Consider the following 20,152-nt stretch of genomic DNA (forward strand, 5'->3'; position numbering starts at 1 on the left):
TTTTAGATTTGAGATGTGAGATTTGAGATATGAGATATACATCTCGTCTCACATCTCACATCTAATGTCTCACTACTTAGTTTGCGTCTGCTAATAATTTTTTACCTTTTTCAATCGCTTCGTCAATATTTCCAACTAAGTTAAAGGCAGCTTCTGGATATTCATCCACTTCGCCATCCATAATCATGTTGAAACCTTTGATGGTATCTTTAATATCAACCAACACACCTTTTAAACCTGTAAATTGTTCAGCTACGTGGAAAGGTTGAGATAAGAAACGTTGCACACGGCGTGCTCTAGATACAACTAACTTATCCTCTTCAGATAATTCGTCCATACCCAAGATTGCGATAATATCTTGTAATTCTTTATAGCGTTGTAAAGTTTCTTTAACACGTTGTGCAGTATTATAATGTTCATCGCCTAGAACAGCAGGAGAAAGGATACGTGAAGTAGAATCCAAAGGATCTACCGCAGGATAAATTCCTAATTCAGCAATTTTACGAGAAAGTACTGTTGTTGCATCTAAGTGGGCAAATGTTGTTGCCGGTGCAGGGTCAGTTAAATCATCTGCAGGAACATATACAGCTTGTACAGATGTAATTGAACCGCGTTTTGTTGAAGTAATACGCTCTTGCATTAAACCCATTTCGGTTGCCAATGTTGGTTGGTAACCTACTGCTGATGGCATACGACCTAATAAAGCCGATACTTCAGAACCTGCTTGAGTAAAACGGAAGATGTTATCAACGAAGAAAAGGATGTCTTTTCCAGCGCCTTCGCCATCACCATCACGGAAATATTCTGCAACTGTAAGTCCTGATAAGGCTACACGAGCACGAGCACCAGGAGGTTCGTTCATTTGACCGAATACCAATGTTGCCTTAGATTCTTTTAATTTTTCAGTATCAACGGCTTTCAAATCCCATCCACCTTTTTCCATTGAGTGTAAGAATTCGTCGCCATAGTTAATTACGCCTGATTCGATAAATTCACGAAGTAAATCGTTTCCTTCACGAGTACGCTCACCAACACCTGCAAACACAGATAAACCTGCATAAGCTTTCGCGATGTTGTTAACCAACTCCATAATTAATACTGTTTTACCAACACCAGCACCACCAAATAATCCAATTTTACCACCTTTTGCATAAGGCTCTAATAAATCGATTACTTTAATACCTGTAAAAAGTACTTCAGTTTCGGTTGATAAATCTTCAAACCTTGGAGGGGTTGCATGAATAGGGCGACCGCCAGTTTTATCAACAGGGGTGATACCATCAATTGCTTCACCAACTACGTTAAATAAACGGCCTTTAATTTGATCGCCAATTGGCATTTTTATTGCTGAACCTGTATCAAGTACAGCCATTCCGCGCACCAAACCGTCAGTAGAATCCATCGAGATTGCACGTACGCGATCTTCGCCTAAATGCTGTTGAACTTCTAAAACAATTTTTTGTCCATTTTCTTTTGTTATCTCTAACGCGTCGAAAATTTTAGGTAGATGGGCATCATCAGCAAAGCTAACGTCAACCACTGGGCCGATAATTTGTGCTATTTTTCCTAAGTTAGGCATATCTGTTGTGAGTAAATTTATTACAGTCAATGAATTAAAGCAGTTTATAAGGGCTATAATTCGGTTGGCAAAGTTAAGTTTTTCTTGCTGAATTTTAAATATATATTGTAAATTTTTTTAACTGGTTAGTTTGAGGCTGTTTTAAACACAAAACACCTTAAAAGTTTATGGCTTTTAAGGTGTTAAAAATTATTTTTTACTAAAAAGTGTAGCCCAAGCCAATTCCTATTGTTAGTAATGTTTCCTTTCCGGTAAATAAAAGAAAACCCGTTCTGTACATAAAACCGCCTGTAGGCTTTTGATGCCTAAAGCCTGCTCTTATTATAAATGGAGTGTTTACAACCTCATTATTGCTAACGTACTGATAGCCATTAACGGTGAGTGTGCTAACTGATGCGCCTACTAAAGGTTTTATAAGGGTTACTCCGAGCCCAGTTTCGAAAAAGTTTTTAGATGTAGTACTTTCACTCAAAAGTATGTTTGCTTCTAACGGAACAATTATCACATTTTGATATGTTGCAAAACCAATTCGTGGTGCCACTTTTATTCCTTTTGATACTTGAAATAATCTGTCGTAATTAATAGAATAAATACCACCGTTACCCAGAAGCTCTGCATAGATGCTGTTTTTGCTTAAATCGGTATTTGGCTGTTGTTGCGCAATAGATCGGAAACTGAAAAAAATTAAGAGTGTAATTAAAATGGGTTTCATGATATTATTTGTTTAAAATTTCTTGCAGTATAAATTTAATTTAATCCTAATTAAATTAGTAACCTAACTCTCACAGCAAAACCATAATAGCGGTTTCTTGTTGCTGTTGGGTTATCTTTAATAATTACAAAAGCTTGCCAAAATTTTACTTTTGACAAGCTAATTATTTTACGGACAATTTACAGCGCGGTTGTAATCATCGTCGGTAAAAGTGTAGGTAAATTTGTAATTGTTGGTCGCTATCCTTTCATTTGAATAGCTTTTTATATCCAACGGGCTGTGACTTCCTTCAAATGGTGGCTCCCAGCATCTATTTCCGTCGAACTTCACAATAAACTTAATTCCACTATTCTTGTATGCTTCATTATCGCCGAAAGGCGACATATATTCGCTCGCTTGGACATTTTCGGACCCATCGGTGGTAATTTTTACGGTCATCGTCGCACTCGGGCCAACATTATACGTTTCAGAATTTTTAATGTAGGTAATGCTATAGGCCGTTTTATTTATAAAAACATATTCAGCTTGTTTTGAATATTCTGTAATTTTTTTACCGCAACCCGCAGTGATTATTGATATTAAAACTAATATTAAAATTTGACTTTGAATTTTTTTCATAATATATCTGTTTTTAATAACTATGTTTAATGAACTTGCCAATAATCAAATAATACGCTAAGACTACTTCTCGTTGAATTTGTACTTTGGTTATAAATGTTATTTTTCCAGTCAATAAAACTTCTTGCTCCAATTAATGCATTTGGATATAGACAATGTCATAATATCCAACATCGTCAGTTGGGAAACCATAGTATCGGTTTCTTGTTGCTGTTGGGTTATCTTTAATAATTACAAAAGCTTGCCAAAATTTTACTTTTGACAAGCTAGTTATTTTACTGGCAAATTACTTCACGGTTATAATCAGCCTCGGTAAAAGTATAGGTAAACTTTACTTTTCGTTCTCCTATTTGTCCTTCATTAACATAACTGGCGATGTTTAGAACGCTATGATCTGATGTGCGTGTTACATTCATACATTTTGCACCATCAAACTTAATCGTAAATGGTTCCAAAGCGACATCTTCGAATACAAAGGGCACGTTATAGTTATCAATATCATTACCTTTCACATCATCACCTTTAACAATTATAATACTAGAATTAGGTTTTAAGTTATACATTTCTAGTCCACTTTTATAATTTATTAAATAATTGGTGTTATTAACGAAATGAAATTCGCCAACTTTTGGCGAACCACTCTTTTTGCAAGAAAAACTAAATAATAATAAACTAAAAACCCCAAGCGTTAAAAAGCGCATCCAAGTATTGTTCTGTGCTGTTTTCATTTTGTTTTTGAAATTAAAATAAAGACGAACCGTTGAAAGGGACTGTCCTTATAAGCATTAAAAAGTATAACCTATGCTGAAGCCTGGCCAAATTTTATAGAATAAATCGTCTCCCACGCGACTTCTAGAAAAGTCATCTTGGGTTAACCTAACTAAAACACCTGCTCTATACATCAAACCTCCTTCTGGTTTTTGATGGCGATAGCCTGCTCTTACTAATGCCACTCTGCCCATTTTGTAATTACTTTGCTCTACTCCGGCATTGTTTAAAGTATAACCATCTTTTAAACTTATAAATGTCAAACCTAAACCGATTTCAGGAAAATTTTTACTTTCTGAATTTCTTGCCCAGAATCCGTTTAATTCAATTGGGATATTGATGTTACCATAATCGCGATTGCTTTTAATATGGCTTAATGGTAAATACATGACCCCAACACGTGGTGATAATTTAACGTTAGCAGAGAGTTTGATCAGCCTTTCATAATTAATAGAGTAAAAGACTGCATTACCGCCAAGTTCTACATTGATGGTGTTTTTTCTAATTAAATTTTGACTTAAAACAACAGTTGGCCAAGATAAAAGTAATAAAATATAGATAATTTTCATTTTTTAAGGTTTATGAGTGGCATAAAATTCTATTTCATCATCATTGACAACTGTTCGACTAGTCATGTCATTATTTTGGGGAGAAATGAATCCAACGGGCACAATTTTAATTGCACCCGAGATGTAAGGAGAGTTATTAGTAAGTGCAATTACTTTTACTGTATTAGGAAATCCGCTTTTTGGAAAAGGTATTGGGATATCCACGTCAATATCAGCCCATGTATCATTTTCATAAACAACATAATATATGTATGTGCCCATTTTATTATACCAATTTTTCATCGTATTCCACTCACTCCCAGCTGCTACAAAACTGGTAGGATTTCCGAAAACAGCATAATCTATATTGAGATTTTTTACTCGACCTTTTTTCACATCCCTTTTAGTAAAATCCCCTAATGAAATGGTTGAAATATATTTGATATTATAGCCTATCCAAAACTTCAGCTCAAATGGATGTACAGCATAGGTATTTGTAGATGGATTAATGCCATCCTTCCAACTCATAGACCACGTCATCTGTAGTTCATTTCCGCCTTTTATCCAAGATTCTTTATTAGCTTTAACTTTCATGTTTTTTATAAACGCAACTTGACCTATGTTATGAATGCTTGGCTCTGGTGTATCTGCACTAGTATTTTTAGGCCCTCTAGACAGTCCGCTTCTTTCGTTCAAAGTTATTGCCCAAACCCTATGTCGTTTTGCAAAACATTCATCAACAGGTATATTTTCAATTAATACACCATTTTGATCATTCGTGAAACCTAAAAATGTCTCTTGTCCAGCTATTTCCTCTCCGTCATAGCGTACAATAACTGGGTTTACAAAAGCGCGTTCTAAAGCTTTTGGAATTACCTTTAAACATGGATCAAATATTGGTGTGCCTGGTTCAACGACGTCTATGGGTTCGATAGGTACTGATTGTTGCTCTTCAAAAAATGGAATATATATTTGAGGATAAAAAGTTTGCCCATTAATTTCTAGAGGTTGAGTAAGTGCGGTTTGTAAAGCTTGTAAGTTTAATTGTTGAGCAGGGCCTCCTGTATTAATAGGCGTTGTACTCATTTGTAAGCTTGATTTTAAAGAAACTGTTGTCGAACCGATTGGTTTTATCAAATCCTTCAATAAAACATTATAATCTCCATCAAATTTTTCAGCAACCCTGCTATCAACTAATTTTCTCATTTCGGGATTTTGCGCTAATTTTGCGAGTATTTTGCCGTATTCATTTAATTTTTTATTTAAATAAATTTTCGCATCTCGTTTTGTACTAAAAGATATGGCTTTCTCGCTAACTACGATTTCTCTATCTTTTCTGCAACCGCTAGAAATTAGCAACGAAAAAATTAGGATTAATGAAAATAATTTCGCTTGGTTTGTTTGTTTTTCATACTTAAATTAATTTAGATTTTTTTTGAGATTTCTTGAGTAGAATTGCAACAAATATATTACAAATATTTGTATCTCTAAATTTATTTCGGCGGAACATTGCCTTAAGAAAATTATTAAACCATTATGGCAATATAAATATTTGATAATTAAGTTATTATATTTTTATAGTACCTTTTAAGGTGTTAAAAACTTACACTAACGGCTCAACTTATTACACGAAACGCGATTTTATTCTAAAAGTTTAATTAACTTTTTAATCTTTGCGAGTACCACTTTCAATATCACCTTATGAAAACCATTTTAGTAACGGGTAGCAACGGCCTTTTAGGGCAAAAAATAACAGAAAAAGTATTAGCAGAGGGTAGGGTTAGCCTCGTTGCAACTGCTAAAGGTATTAATCGTTATAAATCTACGGGAGGTTACAAATATGCTGAAATGGATATTTTGGATTTTGAGCAGGTGAGGAGTGTAATTGAAAGATACAATCCTGATGCGATTATCCACACGGCTGCAATGACAAATGTAGATACGAGCGAAGCGAATAAAGAACTTTGCTATACATTAAATGTAACTGCAACTGAAAATTTAGTATCGCTTTGCGCAGAAAAAAACATACATTTTATACATTTAAGTACCGATTTTATATTTGATGGCGAAAACGGACCTTACAGAGAAGACGATGAGGCTAACCCATTAAGTTATTATGGAGAAACGAAGTTGCTTGCCGAAATGGCAGTAAAATCATCTCACGCGAAATGGGCGATATTTAGAACGATTTTAGTTTACGGTATAACGAGCGATATGAGTAGAAGCAATATTGTGTTGTGGGCAAAAGGAGCTTTAGAAAAAGGATTGCCTGTAAATGTGGTAAACGACCAATACCGAATGCCAACACTTGCCGAAGATTTAGCGGAAGCATGTATATTAGCTGTTGAGAAAAATGCTAGCGGTATTTATCACATCTCTGGTAAAAATTACATGAGTATTGCAGAAATTGTGCGAAAAGTTGCCGATTATTGGTCATTAAATCAATCATTTATTACTGAAATAAATTCAGCCACTTTAAATCAAAGTGCTAAAAGACCAATTAAAACTGGTTTTGTACTGGCTAAAGCGATAAAAGATCTGGATTATAAGCCCCACAGTTTTGAAGAGGGTTTGGCGGTTTTGGATAGACAGATGAAGAAAGTATCGAGTATTTAGTATCAAGTATCAAAATTGGATTCATAAAGATTTTGATTCCGTTGCCTTGTTAAGGCATAGATGTGTCATTGCTAATATACAAACGGCGACTTAACGAAAAACAAATAAAACAAAAAAATATGTCATTACAAGTAGGCGATCAAGCGCCAAATTTTAAGCTTTTTAGCTCGGAGTTAAAAGAAGTTTCTTTAGCAGATTTTGCAGGACAGAATGTAATTATTCATTTTTTTCCAATGTCTTTTACAGGTACATGTACCGAGCAGTTGTGTGCAATGAGAGATAATTTTAGCTTTTACGAAGGCGTAAATGCTCAGGTTTTGGGTATTTCTGTAGATTCTCCTTTTACACTGGCTAAATATAAAGCAACCGAAAACTATCAATTTCCATTATTATCTGATTTTAACAAGGAAACTTCGCAAGCTTACGGTGCTTTCTATGATGAATTTGTGTATGGAATGAAGGGTGTTTCAAAAAGAGCCGCATTTGTTGTAGATGCCGACGGTAAAATCACTTATGCGCAGGTCTTAGAAAATGCTGGCGATTTGCCTGATTTTAAGGCGATTGACGATGTTGTAAAAGCTTAAAACAAGTTTTCTAAAAATTAGATTGCATTTTATTTGAAATAAAATTGCGTATTTAAATCTCAAATCTTACTTTTGCAATCCGTTAACACGGGATATTTTTATGAATAGTCCAATATTATTAATAAAAATAGTTTGCATTTGTAGCTCAATTGGATAGAGCATCTCACTACGGATGAGAAGGTTTGGGGTTCGAATCCCTACAAGTGCACCAATTTAAGATGAAGCCTTGTTGCCCATAGGCGACAAGGCTTTTTTTATTTTTTCAAAATAACCTAAACCACCTTAATGCTAAATTTAGTTCTTTTTGGCCCTCCAGGGGCGGGTAAAGGCACCCAATCTGAAAAATTGATTGAAAAATATCAGTTAATCCACGTTTCAACAGGCGATCTTTTTAGAGCGCACGTAAAAAATCAAACCGAATTAGGTAAAAAGGTTAGTCAATTAATGGCCGATGGAGAGTTAGTGCCTGATGCGATTACTATTGCCATGCTCGAAGAAGAAGTGGATAAAAATCCTGAAGCTAAAGGATTTGTATTTGATGGTTTCCCGCGTACAGTGCCTCAAGCTGCAGAGCTTGATTTATTTTTAGAACGTAAAGGAAGCAAAATTGCCGGTGTTATCGCTTTAGATGTGGATCAGTTGGAATTAACTAAGCGTATCGCTGAGCGCCATAAAGTTAGTGGCCGACCAGATGATGATGCAGAAAAATTGAAAAAACGCATTTCTGAGTACTTTGATAAAACAATACACGTGTTGCCATATTATGAGGTGCAGGGTAAATTGAACAAAGTAAACGGAATGAATGAAATAAGTACAGTTTATAACCACCTTTGTGCGGTTATAGATAAGTACTAAATAATATATTTTTTAAATTTGAACATCCGCAAAAAGACAATAAATGTTTTTTGCGGATGTTTAGTTTTTAACGATTTTACATGCTAAAATCGTAATTCTAAAATCGTAAATTAATATGTCACAAGGTTCTAATTTTGTAGATTATGTAAAGATTTGTTGTCGTTCGGGTAAAGGCGGGGCAGGATCTGCGCATTTGCACCGAGATATATTAACATCAATGGGTGGCCCTGATGGCGGAGATGGTGGTCGAGGTGGGCATATTATTGTGGTAGGCAGCAGTAACATTTGGACTTTACTACATTTAAAATATCGTAAACATATTATTGCCGAAGATGGATTGGCGGGCGGAAGTTCTCATAAATCGGGCAGACAAGGCAAAGATGAAATTTTAGAAGTTCCTTTGGGCACTATTGCTAAAGATGCCGAAACTGGGGAAGTTCTTTTCGAAATTACTCAAAATGGAGAAACCAAAATCTTAACACATGGTGGTCGTGGTGGACAAGGGAATGCGCACTTTAAAAACTCGGTACAACAAACTCCTCGTTATGCACAACCCGGCGAACAGGGGCAAGAAGTTTGGAATGTGTTAGAACTTAAAGTTTTGGCTGATGTTGGTTTGGTAGGTTTTCCTAATGCAGGTAAATCTACTTTATTATCTGTTGTTTCTGCAGCTAAACCAGAAATCGCCGATTATCCTTTTACCACAATTGTGCCTAATTTAGGTATTGTAAGCTATCGTGGAGGCAAATCTTTCGTAATGGCCGATATTCCCGGGATTATAGAGGGTGCATCAAAAGGCAAAGGACTGGGTTACCGTTTCCTCCGTCACATCGAACGGAATTCTGTGCTTTTGTTTATGGTTCCTGCGGATACAAGTCGTTCGATTAAAGAAGAGTATGAAATTTTGAAGCATGAATTGGAATCTTATAATCCAGAATTAATGCAAAAGCCACATGTTTTAGCAGTCACAAAATCCGATATGTTAGATCAAGAGTTGATGGATGAAATGAAACAGGATTTACCGAATATACCATCTATTTTCATCTCATCAGTAGCCGAGAAAAATATATTAGAGTTAAAAGATATGCTTTGGAAAGCGATTGAAAGTTAGTTATGAGTTGTGAGTTGTGAGTTGTGGGTTTCTCCAAAGATTTCCTTTTGAAACGACGGTCGAATTAAATTTTGCACCTTGACAAGTAACATTTTACACACAACACTTAACCACTTTAATTCTGCATTAAGACCTGCAATAGGTAACACACAATACTTAACGATTTCAATTTTGAATCCAGACATACAACAGGTAACACACAACAGGTGACAAAAACTACATTCTCAACCTATCAACAACTAATCCTACCCACTCTTTTAAAATATATTGCCAGTACGATAAACAATCAGCATCAGGTATATAGAAATCTGACACGTCATAATCTTGTTTCCCGATAAAGTCAGTCGGATAATAATCAAGTTTTCTGTTAAAAGTTTTATCGAATATCATTTTTGAACGTGGAATATGCCAAGCACTCGTAATAACTAATATAGATGCATTTGGTTGAGTTTTATCGATTTTATCAAAACTATACTTAGCATTTTCTATCGTATTCCTACTATTATTTTCGACTAAAATAGACGAATCTGGAATACCGATCGCAGTTAAATATTGTTGTGTTAAATTTGCTTCAATTAACTCTGAACCTATCAGTTTCCCCGAACCGCCACTAATTAAAATCTTTTTAATTACGCCTGTTTTAAAGAGAAAAATGGTTTGAACAAGTCTATCGCCTCTTTCATTTACAGAAAATTGTCCACTCTGTGTAGGTCTAGAAAAACCACCTAATAAAATGCCGATATCATATTGTTTTTCAACTGGATATTTGCCTTCGTAAAAGTTGTAAACTTTGCCAACCATAAAGCGATTTGAGAAAATAAAAAGCAGTGCTGCAGCAAAAATTAAAAGTCTTTTTCTTTTTGATAGATTACTTGAAAAAATTGCAAAAATTACAACTATAAAAACCCAAATGATGGGTTTTAGAACAAAAAATAGAATTTTGGATAAAATAAAAATCATCAGTATTAAAGCGATCTCAAAACTAAGGTTTTAAAATCGCTTCGCTGTAAAATTATTCTGAATCTTCTTGTTCTTTGTTTTCATCTTCTGGCGCCTTGTGTGCCTGCTCTACGATGTCTTTTAAATCCGATTTGCGTTTCTTCGCTACTTTATGTTTAAAATGAGGAATTTCATTTTCTACAATTTCATCGTTTGGCGGTGTGCCAAAAACTTTATCACGTAAAAGACTGTACTTATCTTGAAAGCCACAGCTTAAATTCTTTGCGCCCGATGCAATTTTACTTCTTGTACCCGCACCACTATCTGGTGCAAATAACATGCTAATTACTGCGCCAGCAGCTAAGCCGGCAACCAATGCTACAGCAACGTGTGCTTTATTTGACGATCTGTTTTCTATAAACTTCTTAATTATTTTTTCGTATTTCATAATTTTTAGGTTTCAATATTGAACAACCGTAGTAAGATAATGTTTGTTAAAAATTATTAAAAGCCGTAATAGTTTAATAATTGCTACTTTTAAACGCATACTTTAATTGATGATTTGTTCATTACATAGCGCAAGTAGTTTAAGCTTTTTTAATTAAAATAATGGTTAATAATTACTTCGGCGTAGGCTAAATAGTAGTATGACGGACAGAGAATAATTTTATGTTAACAGATGCTCAACGTAAACAATTTAAACACAAATAGAATGATACAAGCAACAATTAATAAGCAGCACTATGTTTGTAATGCATCAAACGGGAAACACAATATTGTAATTGATGAACCTGTTGATTTAGGCGGGGCAGATAGTGGCCTTACGCCCAAAGAGATTTTAATGTCTGCATTAGCATCATGTGTGGCGATAACTTTACGGATGTACATTGATAGAAAAGGATGGACAATAGAAAAAATTGAAGTAAAAGTTACCATGGGTGTTGAAAACGCAGAAGACGTATTTTTTGAAGAAATTACATGTACTGGAAGCGTAACTGACGATCAGAAAAGACGTTTGGAGGAAATTGCGAGCAAATGTCCGGTAAGTAAAATACTATCGAAAGGTAATGAAGTGCGCACCAAAGTACTTTAATAATTCGTTGATAACTTGATGTGCATTTTGCTGAAAACCTTAATATATTTGCAACTCACTCCGTGTTAGCCCTCAAATTTTAAAATATGTCAACCGAAATAAAATGTCCAAGCTGTGCTCATGTTTTTCCGATGGAAGAAGCAATGGCCGAAGATTATAAAAAGGAATTGCGTGAAAAAATGGTCACGTTTACAAAGCAAAAAGATGAAGAATTTCAGCGTAAATTGGCGCTGTTAGAAAATGAAAAACTGCAACAGCAAAAAGGTTTTGATGCCAAACTTGTTGAAGAGAAGAATAAATTAAAAGCAGATTTAGAAGGCAATTTACGAAAAACCATTGCTGCTGATTTTGAAACTAAGCTTCAAATGTTAGAAGGCAATGCAAAAGATAACGAAGAAAAGTTAAAATTAGCCAGAGAAAAAGAATTAGGTTTTCTTAGACGGGAAGAAAGCCTAAAAGTTAAAGAAGAAGAAATGGAACTTGCTTTTCAACGTAAAATGCAAGAACAACGTGGAGAATTGGTAGAGCAGATCCGCAAACAGGAAGCAGAAAAAAATAGCATTAAAGATACAGAGCATCAGTTACGGCTGCGCGAATTGGAGAAGCAACTCGACGATCAAAAAAAGCTAGCTGAAGAAATGAAGCGAAAAGCGGAGCAAGGTAGCATGCAGTTGCAGGGCGAAGTACAAGAACTTATTTTAGAAGAATTGCTGAGAAGTAATTTTCCGTTCGATTTAATTGAAGAGGTTGGTAAGGGGGTACGTGGCGCAGATTGCGTGCAGGTTGTGCGTAATCAATTTGGACAAGAATGCGGCAAAATTATTTATGAAAGTAAGCGTACTAAAGATTTTGGTGGTGATTGGATTGATAAATTAAAAAAAGATATGCGGAGTATGGGGGTTGATGTTGCTGTTATTGTAACCCAATGTTACCCAAAAGGCATGGATTGTTTTGGACAGCGCGATGGCGTTTGGATTTGCTCTTTCGAAGAAGTAAATGCCGTGGCTTATGTACTGCGTGATGGAATTTTACGCTTATCTGGAGCAGTAAAATCGCAAGAAAACCGTGGTGAGAAAATGCACATGTTATACGATTATTTAACGGGTATAGAGTTTTCTGAACAGTGGAAAGCTATACGCGAAGGTTTTATGAGTATGAAGTTATCGATCCAACGAGAACGCGATGCTATGGAACGTTTATGGAAAGCCAGAGAAAAACAGTTAGAAAAAGTTTTGTTAAATGCTACTCATATTCGTGGTTCGATAGAAGGAATTGCCGGTAGCGATAGCATACAGCTGAGTTTAACCGATGATGAGGATGCTTTATTTTTGGAGTAGTTTAAAATTAGCAAAGATAACTTTGAAATTTTTGGTCGAATATTAATAGCAAATTCGGAAAAGTGATTTCTTTGGAGCCTGTGAAGCGGGATTTAGGGATAATATTTCGTGCTAACTAGCGGAGACAAATTTGAAGAAGACAATCAGAATCTTATATTGGTTTTATCTTCGACTTTTAATTTATATACTTAATGGACCGTTGTCGGTTGATGAAAAATTTTCATCAACCCTTTTTTAATTTCTTCTAAAATTTAAACTTTCTCTCTAATCGCTGTGGCAATTTCATCTGCAGATATATCACTGTGTGAGCTCGTAACAACACATTTGCGGTTTTTAATTAGTAAAATTTGTGGTGATTGATGGGCAATTTGAAAGGTTTCGGCAATTTGGTTGGATACATCTCTATGCTTTATCAAATCTAAAAAATAAAGCTTTGTGTCTTTAGGAATTACATCCCAATCTGCCTCAAAACTTTTTTTCGCCATTAAACTGATAGAGCAACGCGTGCTATGTTTAAAAATTAGACTGTATCCGCTTGCTTCTTTTATTTCATCCAGTTGTTGTATCAACGTTAGATTAATCCAAGTCATAATTTATGCTTTAAATGTTATTTATATGGCAACATAACAGGCAACAAAAAGTTCTGTCACATTCCTTTAAATGTAAGATTATGATTTTAAAAAGATATTTAACTAATTTCTACGACGTTTGCCTTCAGGATATGAGCTATACGCTGGGCAAAGTTTAGAAGAACAAGATTCTAGAATGGTAATGGTGCAAAACACCGCCAATAACAATATGGCTACTTTTCTCATTTTGTCTAATTTAATTTTTTTTTTAAAATGCAATGAAGCATTTAATGTTTTTCCTAGTTAAGCTGCTAAGTTACAAATTGTTTGTGAAAACACAATTTTTTATTGCGCTTGGCAATTTTTAAAAGCTACGCGCAAATTCCGCCATCTTAATTGCAGTTATAGCAGCCTCGTCACCTTTATTGCCATGTTTTCCGCCGGCTCTATCTTGTGCCTGTTCTAAATTATTGGTTGTTAATACACCAAAAATAACCGGTTTGCTATACTTTATACTCACATTTGTTATGCCTTGAGCAACTGCATCGCAAATAAAATCAAAATGTTTGGTATCGCCCTGTATTACACATCCCAAACAAATTACGGCATCTAAACTTTTTTCATTACTTAATAAAATAGCGGCAGCACTAGAAAGCTCGAAAGTACCCGGTACCGGAAAAGAGTAGATATTTTTTTCGGCTACACCATTTTCTAGAAGTGTTTTTAAAGCACCGTTATATAATGCACCCGTAATTTCTGCGTTCCATTCGGCAACAATAATTCCAAATTTGAATTTTGCACCATTCGGCACGCTTGTGTGCGAAAAGTCAGATAGATTTTTTAATTGTGATGACATTGTGCAAAGGTAAATAAAAAGGTTGATGCTTAAAAGAAGGAATATTTGATGTTAAATGAGTTGGATGCCAATATAGGTTGCCCCAATCGGGATTGCTTTTTCATTTATCCAGATTTGACTGCGATCGAACTTCAATATTTTATTTTTAGCTACAATAAACGCACGATGACAGCGTAAAAAATCAGTTTTTGGCAACAGTTCGGCAAAATCATTTATGGTAATTCTGGTGCTGATTAATTTATTTGCCAACTGAATTTGGGCGTAATTTCCTGACGCTTCAACATATAAAATATCTTTCAATTCAACTTTAATTTGTTGATAGCCATCCTTCACAAAAATATAATCGCAGGTTTGGTTAGCACTTTGGTTTCTGAGGTTAAAAAGTTCTAGTGCTTTGTTGCATGCTTTTAAGAAACGGGCAAGTGAAAAGGGCTTTAGCAAATAATCAACCGCATCGAGTTCGAAACTTTGAACAGCATGTTCTGTATAAGCAGTAGTAAAAATAACCATAGGTGGATTGGTTAAGCTCTTCAAAAAATCGATGCCACTAATGTCTGGCATTTTAATATCCAAAAAGATTAAGTCAACTTTGTTTTTTTGTAAGTAATCTAATGCTTCAAAAGCATTGTTAAATTGCGCTTTCAATTCTACAAAGCGTACTTTGGATGTATGCGATTTTACAATATCTAACGCAATCGATTCATCATCTATAGCAATCGCAATCATATTTTTAATTTGTGGTGAGGCTAATATAGGCTTTAATCTAACTCTAAAGTTAAATGAACAAAAAATTCTTTGGCATTTTCGTGGATAATCAGCTCATGTTTGCCGTAGTAAAGTAATGCCAACCGTTGTTTCACATTTTGTAAACCAATGCCACTTTTTAGTTTTTCGGGGTCGTTATCTGCCTTAATGTAAATGCTGTTGCTCACATCAAAATGTAAAATATTATTGGTTGTTTGTAAGGTAATTTTAATGTGCGAAGGCTGTTGTAAACTAATGCCGTGTTTAAAAGCATTTTCGATAAATGGAATCAAAAGCATTGGCGTTATTTGTAGGTTATTTACTTGGTCATCTATTGTAGTTTCAATTTTTATATCGCCTGATCGAGAAATGCGGAGTTTTTGCAAGTCGATATAATTGTTTAGGTATTCAACCTCGCGAGCGAGCGAAATTTTATCCAATGTATTTTCGTGAAGCATAAAACGCATCATATCGCCAAGCTTTTGAATACCCTCGCCAGTTCGTTCGGCGTTTTCTTGCAATGCAGTACCAAAAAGCGTATTTAGTGCGTTAAATAAAAAATGGGGATTGATCTGCGATTTTAAGAAGTTTAGATTGGCATCCGACTTACCCAATTCGGTTTTTAGCATCTGTATTTCTGTTTGCTTTTCGAATTTGTGTTTATAAATGTACCAAGCAAACGGTGTTGTAATGCAAACCAATACCACCGAAGTTAGAATAAGTGTGATTGGTACAGTTGGTCCGCCACCCATAAAAGTAGCCAAGATAAAAAGTAGTATTAATATGGAAACCGTGCTCAAACCTACGTTGGTCCAGAAATATTTACCAAAGCCTTTACCTTTCTTCTTTAAATTGGGAATGGTAAAATAAATCGAATAAAAAGCTAATGCGATATTTATAGGTGGTGCAATAAGCCAAACTACTAAAACTTCGGTATCAAACCTTGCCGATAAGATGGTTCCAAAAATCATTAAAGATACAAGCCATATTTTCGTTGCGATAAATAATTCTGAAACAATGTTTGGACTGTAATTTTTTAACAGATAACTTTTGCCCAAAAGCGATAATCCGTTTTCGTTTAAGTAAGTGTAGGTACAAAATAAGAGATAAAGTAAAAAAACATAACCGAAAGCCTCACCGAAGAAAGCGTCGTAAGCCGAACTTAAATTTGGATAATCAAGCAACCGATAGGCTTCTGAATAGGTAATTGCCACCATCCATGTTAGTATGCTTATGGCTGTAACGATAACTAATAAAATTACATTTAAAGCAAGGTTGTTTTTTTTAAGGATTTGGGGAATAAAGCAAAAGTTTATCAGTAAAAAGCTGATGTAAATACTGCTACTTTTAAATAAATTGGGCAGAAAATAATTTGCTATTACGCTGTAGCCTATATGCACATCAACAAAACTGTAAACATTTGGCTGACTGTAAGCTGTTCGTACGCAAATATTGATGAGTGCTAAAATGTACAGCGTGGTAGAGATCCAAAACTCTAAATGATTTATATTCTTTTTGTTGTTGTTTTCCATTTTATCGTAATTGTAATGCAAGTTTACTTATGTTACCATTATCATATATTATAAAAGTGACAGAAGCCTTTAAAAATGTGATGAACGTAAGTTTTAAAGTCGCAAGTTTCTTTCTGGCGGTTAAAAATGGACTAAAACGGATTTTTTGACCTAATTTTACAGCATACAAAATCCACTTACAACAAAATCCTATAAATAAATGATCGTTTACGGAATCCCCAATTGCAATACAGTTAAAAAAGCACAAGATTGGTTAAAAGAAAATAACATAGTGTTCGAATTTCATGATTTTAAAAAGAAGGGTATAACTGCCGAGAAACTGAATGAATGGTGCAATGCGTTTGGTTGGGAAACCGTACTGAACCGTAAAGGATTAACTTGGAAAAAACTGAGCAAAGAAGCACAATTGGAAATAAACAACCAAGCCTTGGCAATTGCATATTTAGTGGCGCATACAAGTGCAATAAAAAGACCAATTATCGAAAAAAACAATACGCCAGTTTTGGTCGGGTTTGATGTAGCAAAATACGAACAAACACTTCTCTAAGTTATTTGTTCTCTGTTAAAGTATGTTAAAAGCATATCTAAATATTTAAAACACTTTATTTTTACGTTATGCAGAAACTTATTATTATCGTATTGTTGGTTTTTCCGATTCAATTGATTGCACAAACCGTTACCACGGGTGGAGTTTTCGATTATGCTAAAAAAAGTATTGCATTGCCTGGGGTTACTGTTCGTAATTTGAACAATAAAAAAGTAACGTTAACCAATAACGAAGGTAAATTTGTAATTGGAGCAAGTGTGGGCGAAATTTTAGAGTTCTCTTTAATTGGTTACCATACCGATACCTTATATGTAACAAATTTGCTTACAAAAATTATTTACTTGCCTGTAAAAAGTACTTCGTTAAATGATGTTACCGTAGAAGGTGTGAAGATAAATAAGGAGATTGCCAACGCCAAAGATCCGCTTGCTGAGAAGTACACCTTATTAAATACTGGCGGAAATTTAGATAGGAAAGTAATGACTGATAAAGTTGGCGGTTTAACTTTGAATTTAGGATATGGAAAGTATAAGCGCGAACAGCAAAAAGAAATTTTATTACAAGAGAAAGATGCTTATCGACAAGAAATTAATGCAAATTTTAATGAAACTAGTGTTAAAGAACTGACTAAACTAGATGGCGAGGAACTTAAAAATTTTATAGTAATATATTCGCCTTCGGTAGAAAAAGTTCAATCTGAAAGGCCTTTTAAATATAATTATTACATTGCACAAGCTTACCAAGCATGGCTAAAACTTCCGCTTAGTCAACGCAAATTGAAAGACCTACCTAAACTTGAAAAGAATTAATTCTATCTTTTTTAAATTACGTTAAAGTATTTATATTTACCGCCATGCAATATAAAAATTTGTTATCTACCTTCCTGTCTTTAAATCTATTTTTAATAGTTTTTACGGTTAGTGCACAGGAGAAACCTCGTAGTATATACGATGCTCACGAGGCATTTGCACCGAATTTTTACACCCAAAATGGGAACGAGTACCGATCTGCTAACGGTTATCCAGGACCAAAATATTGGCAAAACCGTGCAGATTATAAAATTGATGCTGCACTAAACGATGTTGAAAACACGGTTTCAGGCACTGTTACCATTTCCTATAAAAACAATAGTCCCGATAAACTTTCTTTTTTGTGGTTGCAATTGGATCAAAATTTATTCGCTGTTAACTCAAGAGGAAATGCTGTTATTGCAGGAAAAAGCAGGTATGGTGCGCAAGGCGAAAAATTTGATGGTGGCTATAAAATAAGTTCCATTGCGGTTGATGAAAAAGAGAAACCAGTTAAATTTACTCAAATTGTAGAAGATACCAGAATGCAGATTCGTTTGGCCGAACCTTTACAAGGCAATGGTGCATCGATTAAAATTAAAATTAATTATTCTTTCGCCATTCCCAAAAACGGATCAGACCGTATGGGGCGGTTAAATACCAAAAATGGAGAGATTTATTCAATAGGCCAATGGTTTCCACGGATGTGTGTTTATGATGATGTAATTGGTTGGAATACATTGCCATATTGGGGTGCTGGTGAATTTTACTGCGAATATGGTGATGTTGATTATACCATTACTGCACCAGCTTCTCACATCGTCTTGGGGTCTGGAGAATTATTAAATCCTCAAGAAGTATTCACACCAACGGAGCTAAAAAGATGGAACGAAGCAAAATTAAGCGACAAAGTTATCCATGTACGTACTGAAGATGAGGTTAATCAATCGGCTTCAGCTATACAAAAAGGCACAAAAACTTGGAAATATAAAATGTTAAATACCAGAGATGTAGCTTGGGCTTCATCTAAAGCTTTTGTGTTGGATGCAGCACGAATTAACTTGGCCAGTGGCAAAAAATCTTTAGCAGTATCGGCTCAACCTGTAGAAAGTAACGGACAAGATGCTTACGGAAGAGGTGTAGAATATGTAAAAACTTCCATAGAATATTATTCAAAAACTTTGTTCGAATATTCTTATCCAATGGCTATTAATATTGCTTCCAATGTAAGTGGAATGGAATATCCGGGTATCGTATTTTGCGGTTGGAAAGCTAAGAATCAAGACTTATGGTTTACCTTAGATCATGAATTTGGGCATAATTGGTTTCCAATGGTTGTAGGTTCTAATGAACGTAAGTATGCGTGGATGGATGAGGGTTTCAATATTTTTATAAATGGATTATCTAGGGATAATTTTAACGGTGGAGAATATAAATCAAAAGATGCCGAGAACGTACATTTAGATGCTAAAACTTGGGCAGATGATAACAATGAGTTTATTATGTTATTGCCCGATGCCATGAAGGAGCGAAGCATTGGTTCACAAATTTATAATAAACCCGGTGAAGGTTTGGCACTTTTAAGAAATGAAATATTAGGTAAAGACCGTTTTGATTACGCTTTTAGAGAATATATTAAAAATTGGGCATTTAAACACCCAACACCAAATGATTTTTTTAGATCGATGGACAATGCTGCGGGCGAAGATTTATCGTGGTTTTGGAAAGGTTGGTTTTTGAATAATTGGAAAATGGATCAGGCAATAACCGATGTAAAAGAAGTTAAAATGGATAAGCAACTTAAAAGTGTGAATATCGAAATTACCAATTTACAACAATTGCCAATGCCAATTCTGTTAAGGATTACAACCCAAAGTGGTAAGGTAACTAACCTAAAAATTGGTGTTGATGTTTGGATGAGAAATAATACTTGGACGGTCAATTTCCCTACAAACGAAGCTTTAAAATCAATCGTTATTGATGCTGATAAAGTTCTTCCGGATATGGATGATAGCAACAATACTTGGACAGCGAGCGCAAATTAATTATTAAAATAACTGGTTTTTTTGATTAAACAATTATGATTTTAGAGAACCAAAAAAACAATCCGTTACATGGGATTACATTAGAGAAAATTGTAACCGATTTGCATGCACATTACGGTTGGGATAAATTAGGCTCGTTTGTCAGGATAGATTGTTTTATTAATAATCAAAGCATAAGCTCGAGCTTAAAGCTATTGCGCAAACTGCCTTGGGCACGTAAAAAAGTTGAAGATTTGTACTTGAAAACTTTTAATAAGTAATTGAAAATTAATTTACTACCATAAAAAAAAGAGCGGTTTATATCGCTCTTT

General features: G+C 34.8%; 23 protein-coding genes and 1 tRNA gene. 11 read left to right on the top strand and 13 right to left on the bottom strand.

Translation table 11 applies throughout. From position 1 onward, the window contains the following. Positions 1 to 76: 76 nt before the first annotated feature. The 6 genes from atpD to EZJ43_RS12675 all read right to left on the bottom strand — a co-directional run bounded on the left by atpD (position 77) and on the right by EZJ43_RS12675 (position 5,584). The gene (gene atpD / locus EZJ43_RS12650; RefSeq protein WP_133263089.1) at positions 77 to 1,579 is read right to left on the bottom strand and encodes a F0F1 ATP synthase subunit beta; all 1,503 of its coding nucleotides are present in this window, start codon (positions 1,577 to 1,579) and stop codon (positions 77 to 79) included. Between the two features lie 199 nt (positions 1,580 to 1,778). Then, the gene (locus EZJ43_RS12655) at positions 1,779 to 2,291 is read right to left on the bottom strand and encodes a hypothetical protein (RefSeq protein ID WP_133263090.1); all 513 of its coding nucleotides are present in this window, start codon (positions 2,289 to 2,291) and stop codon (positions 1,779 to 1,781) included. Between the two features lie 168 nt (positions 2,292 to 2,459). Then, positions 2,460 to 2,909 carry a hypothetical protein gene (locus EZJ43_RS12660; protein ID WP_133263091.1) on the bottom strand — a complete coding sequence of 150 codons (450 nt, stop codon included), beginning with the start codon at positions 2,907 to 2,909 and terminating at the stop codon, positions 2,460 to 2,462. 275 nt (positions 2,910 to 3,184) lie between these two features. After that, a complete protein-coding gene (locus EZJ43_RS12665) occupies positions 3,185 to 3,637 on the bottom strand; it encodes a hypothetical protein (protein WP_133263092.1) in 453 nt (150 codons plus the stop codon). Between the two features lie 57 nt (positions 3,638 to 3,694). Further along, positions 3,695 to 4,246, bottom strand: a complete 552-nt coding sequence (locus tag EZJ43_RS12670; RefSeq protein WP_133263093.1) for a hypothetical protein — start codon at positions 4,244 to 4,246, stop codon at positions 3,695 to 3,697. 3 nt (positions 4,247 to 4,249) lie between these two features. Then, the gene (locus EZJ43_RS12675; RefSeq protein WP_133263094.1) at positions 4,250 to 5,584 is read right to left on the bottom strand and encodes a hypothetical protein; all 1,335 of its coding nucleotides are present in this window, start codon (positions 5,582 to 5,584) and stop codon (positions 4,250 to 4,252) included. A gap of 342 nt (positions 5,585 to 5,926) precedes the next feature. Between EZJ43_RS12675 and EZJ43_RS12680 the strand changes: the two genes are divergently transcribed. From EZJ43_RS12680 to obgE, 5 genes are all read left to right on the top strand, one after another. Then, positions 5,927 to 6,841: an SDR family oxidoreductase gene (locus tag EZJ43_RS12680; protein ID WP_133263095.1), complete on the top strand. Its 915-nt coding sequence runs from the start codon at positions 5,927 to 5,929 to the stop codon at positions 6,839 to 6,841. A 119-nt stretch (positions 6,842 to 6,960) separates the two neighbouring features. Further along, a complete protein-coding gene (locus EZJ43_RS12685; RefSeq protein WP_133263096.1) occupies positions 6,961 to 7,425 on the top strand; it encodes a redoxin domain-containing protein in 465 nt (154 codons plus the stop codon). Positions 7,426 to 7,559: 134 nt separating this feature from the next. Next, positions 7,560 to 7,636: transfer RNA gene (locus EZJ43_RS12690), tRNA-Arg, on the top strand. Positions 7,637 to 7,710: 74 nt separating this feature from the next. Further along, positions 7,711 to 8,280, top strand: coding sequence for an adenylate kinase (locus tag EZJ43_RS12695; protein ID WP_133263097.1), 570 nt, complete (start codon positions 7,711 to 7,713; stop codon positions 8,278 to 8,280). A gap of 115 nt (positions 8,281 to 8,395) precedes the next feature. Beyond that, a complete protein-coding gene (gene obgE, locus EZJ43_RS12700; protein ID WP_133263098.1) occupies positions 8,396 to 9,391 on the top strand; it encodes a GTPase ObgE in 996 nt (331 codons plus the stop codon). A 216-nt stretch (positions 9,392 to 9,607) separates the two neighbouring features. Here the strand turns inward: obgE and EZJ43_RS12705 are convergent, their stop codons facing one another. Then, on the bottom strand, positions 9,608 to 10,351 hold the full coding sequence (locus EZJ43_RS12705) for a YdcF family protein (RefSeq protein WP_133263099.1): 744 nt from the start codon (positions 10,349 to 10,351) through the stop codon (positions 9,608 to 9,610). A 52-nt stretch (positions 10,352 to 10,403) separates the two neighbouring features. Next, a complete protein-coding gene (locus EZJ43_RS12710) occupies positions 10,404 to 10,778 on the bottom strand; it encodes a YtxH domain-containing protein (protein ID WP_133263100.1) in 375 nt (124 codons plus the stop codon). Positions 10,779 to 11,042: 264 nt separating this feature from the next. On the opposite strand from EZJ43_RS12710, the gene EZJ43_RS12715 reads away from it, so the two are divergent. Next, complete coding sequence (locus tag EZJ43_RS12715; protein WP_165953163.1) at positions 11,043 to 11,423, top strand: OsmC family protein; 381 nt, start codon at positions 11,043 to 11,045, stop codon at positions 11,421 to 11,423. A gap of 86 nt (positions 11,424 to 11,509) precedes the next feature. Next, positions 11,510 to 12,760 carry a DUF2130 domain-containing protein gene (locus EZJ43_RS12720; RefSeq protein WP_133263102.1) on the top strand — a complete coding sequence of 417 codons (1,251 nt, stop codon included), beginning with the start codon at positions 11,510 to 11,512 and terminating at the stop codon, positions 12,758 to 12,760. Positions 12,761 to 13,011: 251 nt separating this feature from the next. On the opposite strand, the gene ytxJ is transcribed toward EZJ43_RS12720, so the two are convergent. The 5 genes from ytxJ to EZJ43_RS12740 all read right to left on the bottom strand — a co-directional run bounded on the left by ytxJ (position 13,012) and on the right by EZJ43_RS12740 (position 16,461). Next, a complete protein-coding gene (gene ytxJ, locus EZJ43_RS12725; protein ID WP_133263103.1) occupies positions 13,012 to 13,350 on the bottom strand; it encodes a bacillithiol system redox-active protein YtxJ in 339 nt (112 codons plus the stop codon). Between the two features lie 102 nt (positions 13,351 to 13,452). After that, positions 13,453 to 13,575 carry a hypothetical protein gene (locus tag EZJ43_RS17555; protein ID WP_262708864.1) on the bottom strand — a complete coding sequence of 41 codons (123 nt, stop codon included), beginning with the start codon at positions 13,573 to 13,575 and terminating at the stop codon, positions 13,453 to 13,455. A 118-nt stretch (positions 13,576 to 13,693) separates the two neighbouring features. Beyond that, complete coding sequence (gene ribH / locus EZJ43_RS12730) at positions 13,694 to 14,185, bottom strand: 6,7-dimethyl-8-ribityllumazine synthase (protein WP_133263104.1); 492 nt, start codon at positions 14,183 to 14,185, stop codon at positions 13,694 to 13,696. A gap of 51 nt (positions 14,186 to 14,236) precedes the next feature. Then, entirely contained in the window at positions 14,237 to 14,911 is a 675-nt protein-coding gene (locus EZJ43_RS12735; protein WP_133263105.1) for a LytR/AlgR family response regulator transcription factor, read from the bottom strand. Positions 14,912 to 14,943: 32 nt separating this feature from the next. Beyond that, positions 14,944 to 16,461 (bottom strand): sensor histidine kinase, encoded by a 1,518-nt coding sequence (locus EZJ43_RS12740; protein ID WP_133263106.1) that lies wholly within the window; start codon positions 16,459 to 16,461, stop codon positions 14,944 to 14,946. A 199-nt stretch (positions 16,462 to 16,660) separates the two neighbouring features. Between EZJ43_RS12740 and EZJ43_RS12745 the strand changes: the two genes are divergently transcribed. The 4 genes from EZJ43_RS12745 to EZJ43_RS12760 all read left to right on the top strand — a co-directional run bounded on the left by EZJ43_RS12745 (position 16,661) and on the right by EZJ43_RS12760 (position 20,101). Beyond that, positions 16,661 to 17,008 carry a Spx/MgsR family RNA polymerase-binding regulatory protein gene (locus EZJ43_RS12745; RefSeq protein WP_133263107.1) on the top strand — a complete coding sequence of 116 codons (348 nt, stop codon included), beginning with the start codon at positions 16,661 to 16,663 and terminating at the stop codon, positions 17,006 to 17,008. Positions 17,009 to 17,076: 68 nt separating this feature from the next. After that, on the top strand, positions 17,077 to 17,817 hold the full coding sequence (locus tag EZJ43_RS12750; protein WP_133263108.1) for a carboxypeptidase-like regulatory domain-containing protein: 741 nt from the start codon (positions 17,077 to 17,079) through the stop codon (positions 17,815 to 17,817). Positions 17,818 to 17,861: 44 nt separating this feature from the next. Continuing rightward, the gene (locus EZJ43_RS12755; RefSeq protein WP_165953164.1) at positions 17,862 to 19,841 is read left to right on the top strand and encodes a M1 family metallopeptidase; all 1,980 of its coding nucleotides are present in this window, start codon (positions 17,862 to 17,864) and stop codon (positions 19,839 to 19,841) included. Positions 19,842 to 19,876: 35 nt separating this feature from the next. Beyond that, positions 19,877 to 20,101, top strand: a complete 225-nt coding sequence (locus tag EZJ43_RS12760) for a VF530 family protein (RefSeq protein WP_133263109.1) — start codon at positions 19,877 to 19,879, stop codon at positions 20,099 to 20,101. Positions 20,102 to 20,152 lie beyond the last annotated feature (51 nt).

The sequence above is a fragment of the Pedobacter changchengzhani genome (assembly GCF_004354365.1).
Classification (GTDB): Bacteria; Bacteroidota; Bacteroidia; order Sphingobacteriales; family Sphingobacteriaceae; genus Pedobacter; species Pedobacter changchengzhani.

What these genes read in the sequence shown, in the direction of transcription:
- EZJ43_RS12670 (WP_133263093.1), bottom strand. Translation starts at nt 4,246, where the DNA reads ATGAAAATTATCTATATTTTATTACTTTTATCTTGGCCAACTGTTGTT.
- EZJ43_RS12710 (WP_133263100.1), bottom strand. Translation starts at nt 10,778, where the DNA reads ATGAAATACGAAAAAATAATTAAGAAGTTTATAGAAAACAGATCGTCA.
- EZJ43_RS12760 (WP_133263109.1), top strand. Translation starts at nt 19,877, where the DNA reads ATGATTTTAGAGAACCAAAAAAACAATCCGTTACATGGGATTACATTA.
- atpD (WP_133263089.1), bottom strand. Translation starts at nt 1,579, where the DNA reads ATGCCTAACTTAGGAAAAATAGCACAAATTATCGGCCCAGTGGTTGAC.
- EZJ43_RS12655 (WP_133263090.1), bottom strand. Translation starts at nt 2,291, where the DNA reads ATGAAACCCATTTTAATTACACTCTTAATTTTTTTCAGTTTCCGATCT.
- EZJ43_RS12705 (WP_133263099.1), bottom strand. Translation starts at nt 10,351, where the DNA reads ATGATTTTTATTTTATCCAAAATTCTATTTTTTGTTCTAAAACCCATC.
- obgE (WP_133263098.1), top strand. Translation starts at nt 8,396, where the DNA reads ATGTCACAAGGTTCTAATTTTGTAGATTATGTAAAGATTTGTTGTCGT.
- EZJ43_RS12685 (WP_133263096.1), top strand. Translation starts at nt 6,961, where the DNA reads ATGTCATTACAAGTAGGCGATCAAGCGCCAAATTTTAAGCTTTTTAGC.
- EZJ43_RS12695 (WP_133263097.1), top strand. Translation starts at nt 7,711, where the DNA reads ATGCTAAATTTAGTTCTTTTTGGCCCTCCAGGGGCGGGTAAAGGCACC.
- EZJ43_RS12750 (WP_133263108.1), top strand. Translation starts at nt 17,077, where the DNA reads ATGCAGAAACTTATTATTATCGTATTGTTGGTTTTTCCGATTCAATTG.
- ytxJ (WP_133263103.1), bottom strand. Translation starts at nt 13,350, where the DNA reads ATGACTTGGATTAATCTAACGTTGATACAACAACTGGATGAAATAAAA.
- EZJ43_RS12660 (WP_133263091.1), bottom strand. Translation starts at nt 2,909, where the DNA reads ATGAAAAAAATTCAAAGTCAAATTTTAATATTAGTTTTAATATCAATA.
- EZJ43_RS12740 (WP_133263106.1), bottom strand. Translation starts at nt 16,461, where the DNA reads ATGGAAAACAACAACAAAAAGAATATAAATCATTTAGAGTTTTGGATC.
- ribH (WP_133263104.1), bottom strand. Translation starts at nt 14,185, where the DNA reads ATGTCATCACAATTAAAAAATCTATCTGACTTTTCGCACACAAGCGTG.
- EZJ43_RS12665 (WP_133263092.1), bottom strand. Translation starts at nt 3,637, where the DNA reads ATGAAAACAGCACAGAACAATACTTGGATGCGCTTTTTAACGCTTGGG.
- EZJ43_RS12720 (WP_133263102.1), top strand. Translation starts at nt 11,510, where the DNA reads ATGTCAACCGAAATAAAATGTCCAAGCTGTGCTCATGTTTTTCCGATG.
- EZJ43_RS12745 (WP_133263107.1), top strand. Translation starts at nt 16,661, where the DNA reads ATGATCGTTTACGGAATCCCCAATTGCAATACAGTTAAAAAAGCACAA.
- EZJ43_RS17555 (WP_262708864.1), bottom strand. Translation starts at nt 13,575, where the DNA reads ATGAGAAAAGTAGCCATATTGTTATTGGCGGTGTTTTGCACCATTACC.
- EZJ43_RS12680 (WP_133263095.1), top strand. Translation starts at nt 5,927, where the DNA reads ATGAAAACCATTTTAGTAACGGGTAGCAACGGCCTTTTAGGGCAAAAA.
- EZJ43_RS12715 (WP_165953163.1), top strand. Translation starts at nt 11,043, where the DNA reads ATGATACAAGCAACAATTAATAAGCAGCACTATGTTTGTAATGCATCA.
- EZJ43_RS12755 (WP_165953164.1), top strand. Translation starts at nt 17,862, where the DNA reads ATGCAATATAAAAATTTGTTATCTACCTTCCTGTCTTTAAATCTATTT.
- EZJ43_RS12735 (WP_133263105.1), bottom strand. Translation starts at nt 14,911, where the DNA reads ATGATTGCGATTGCTATAGATGATGAATCGATTGCGTTAGATATTGTA.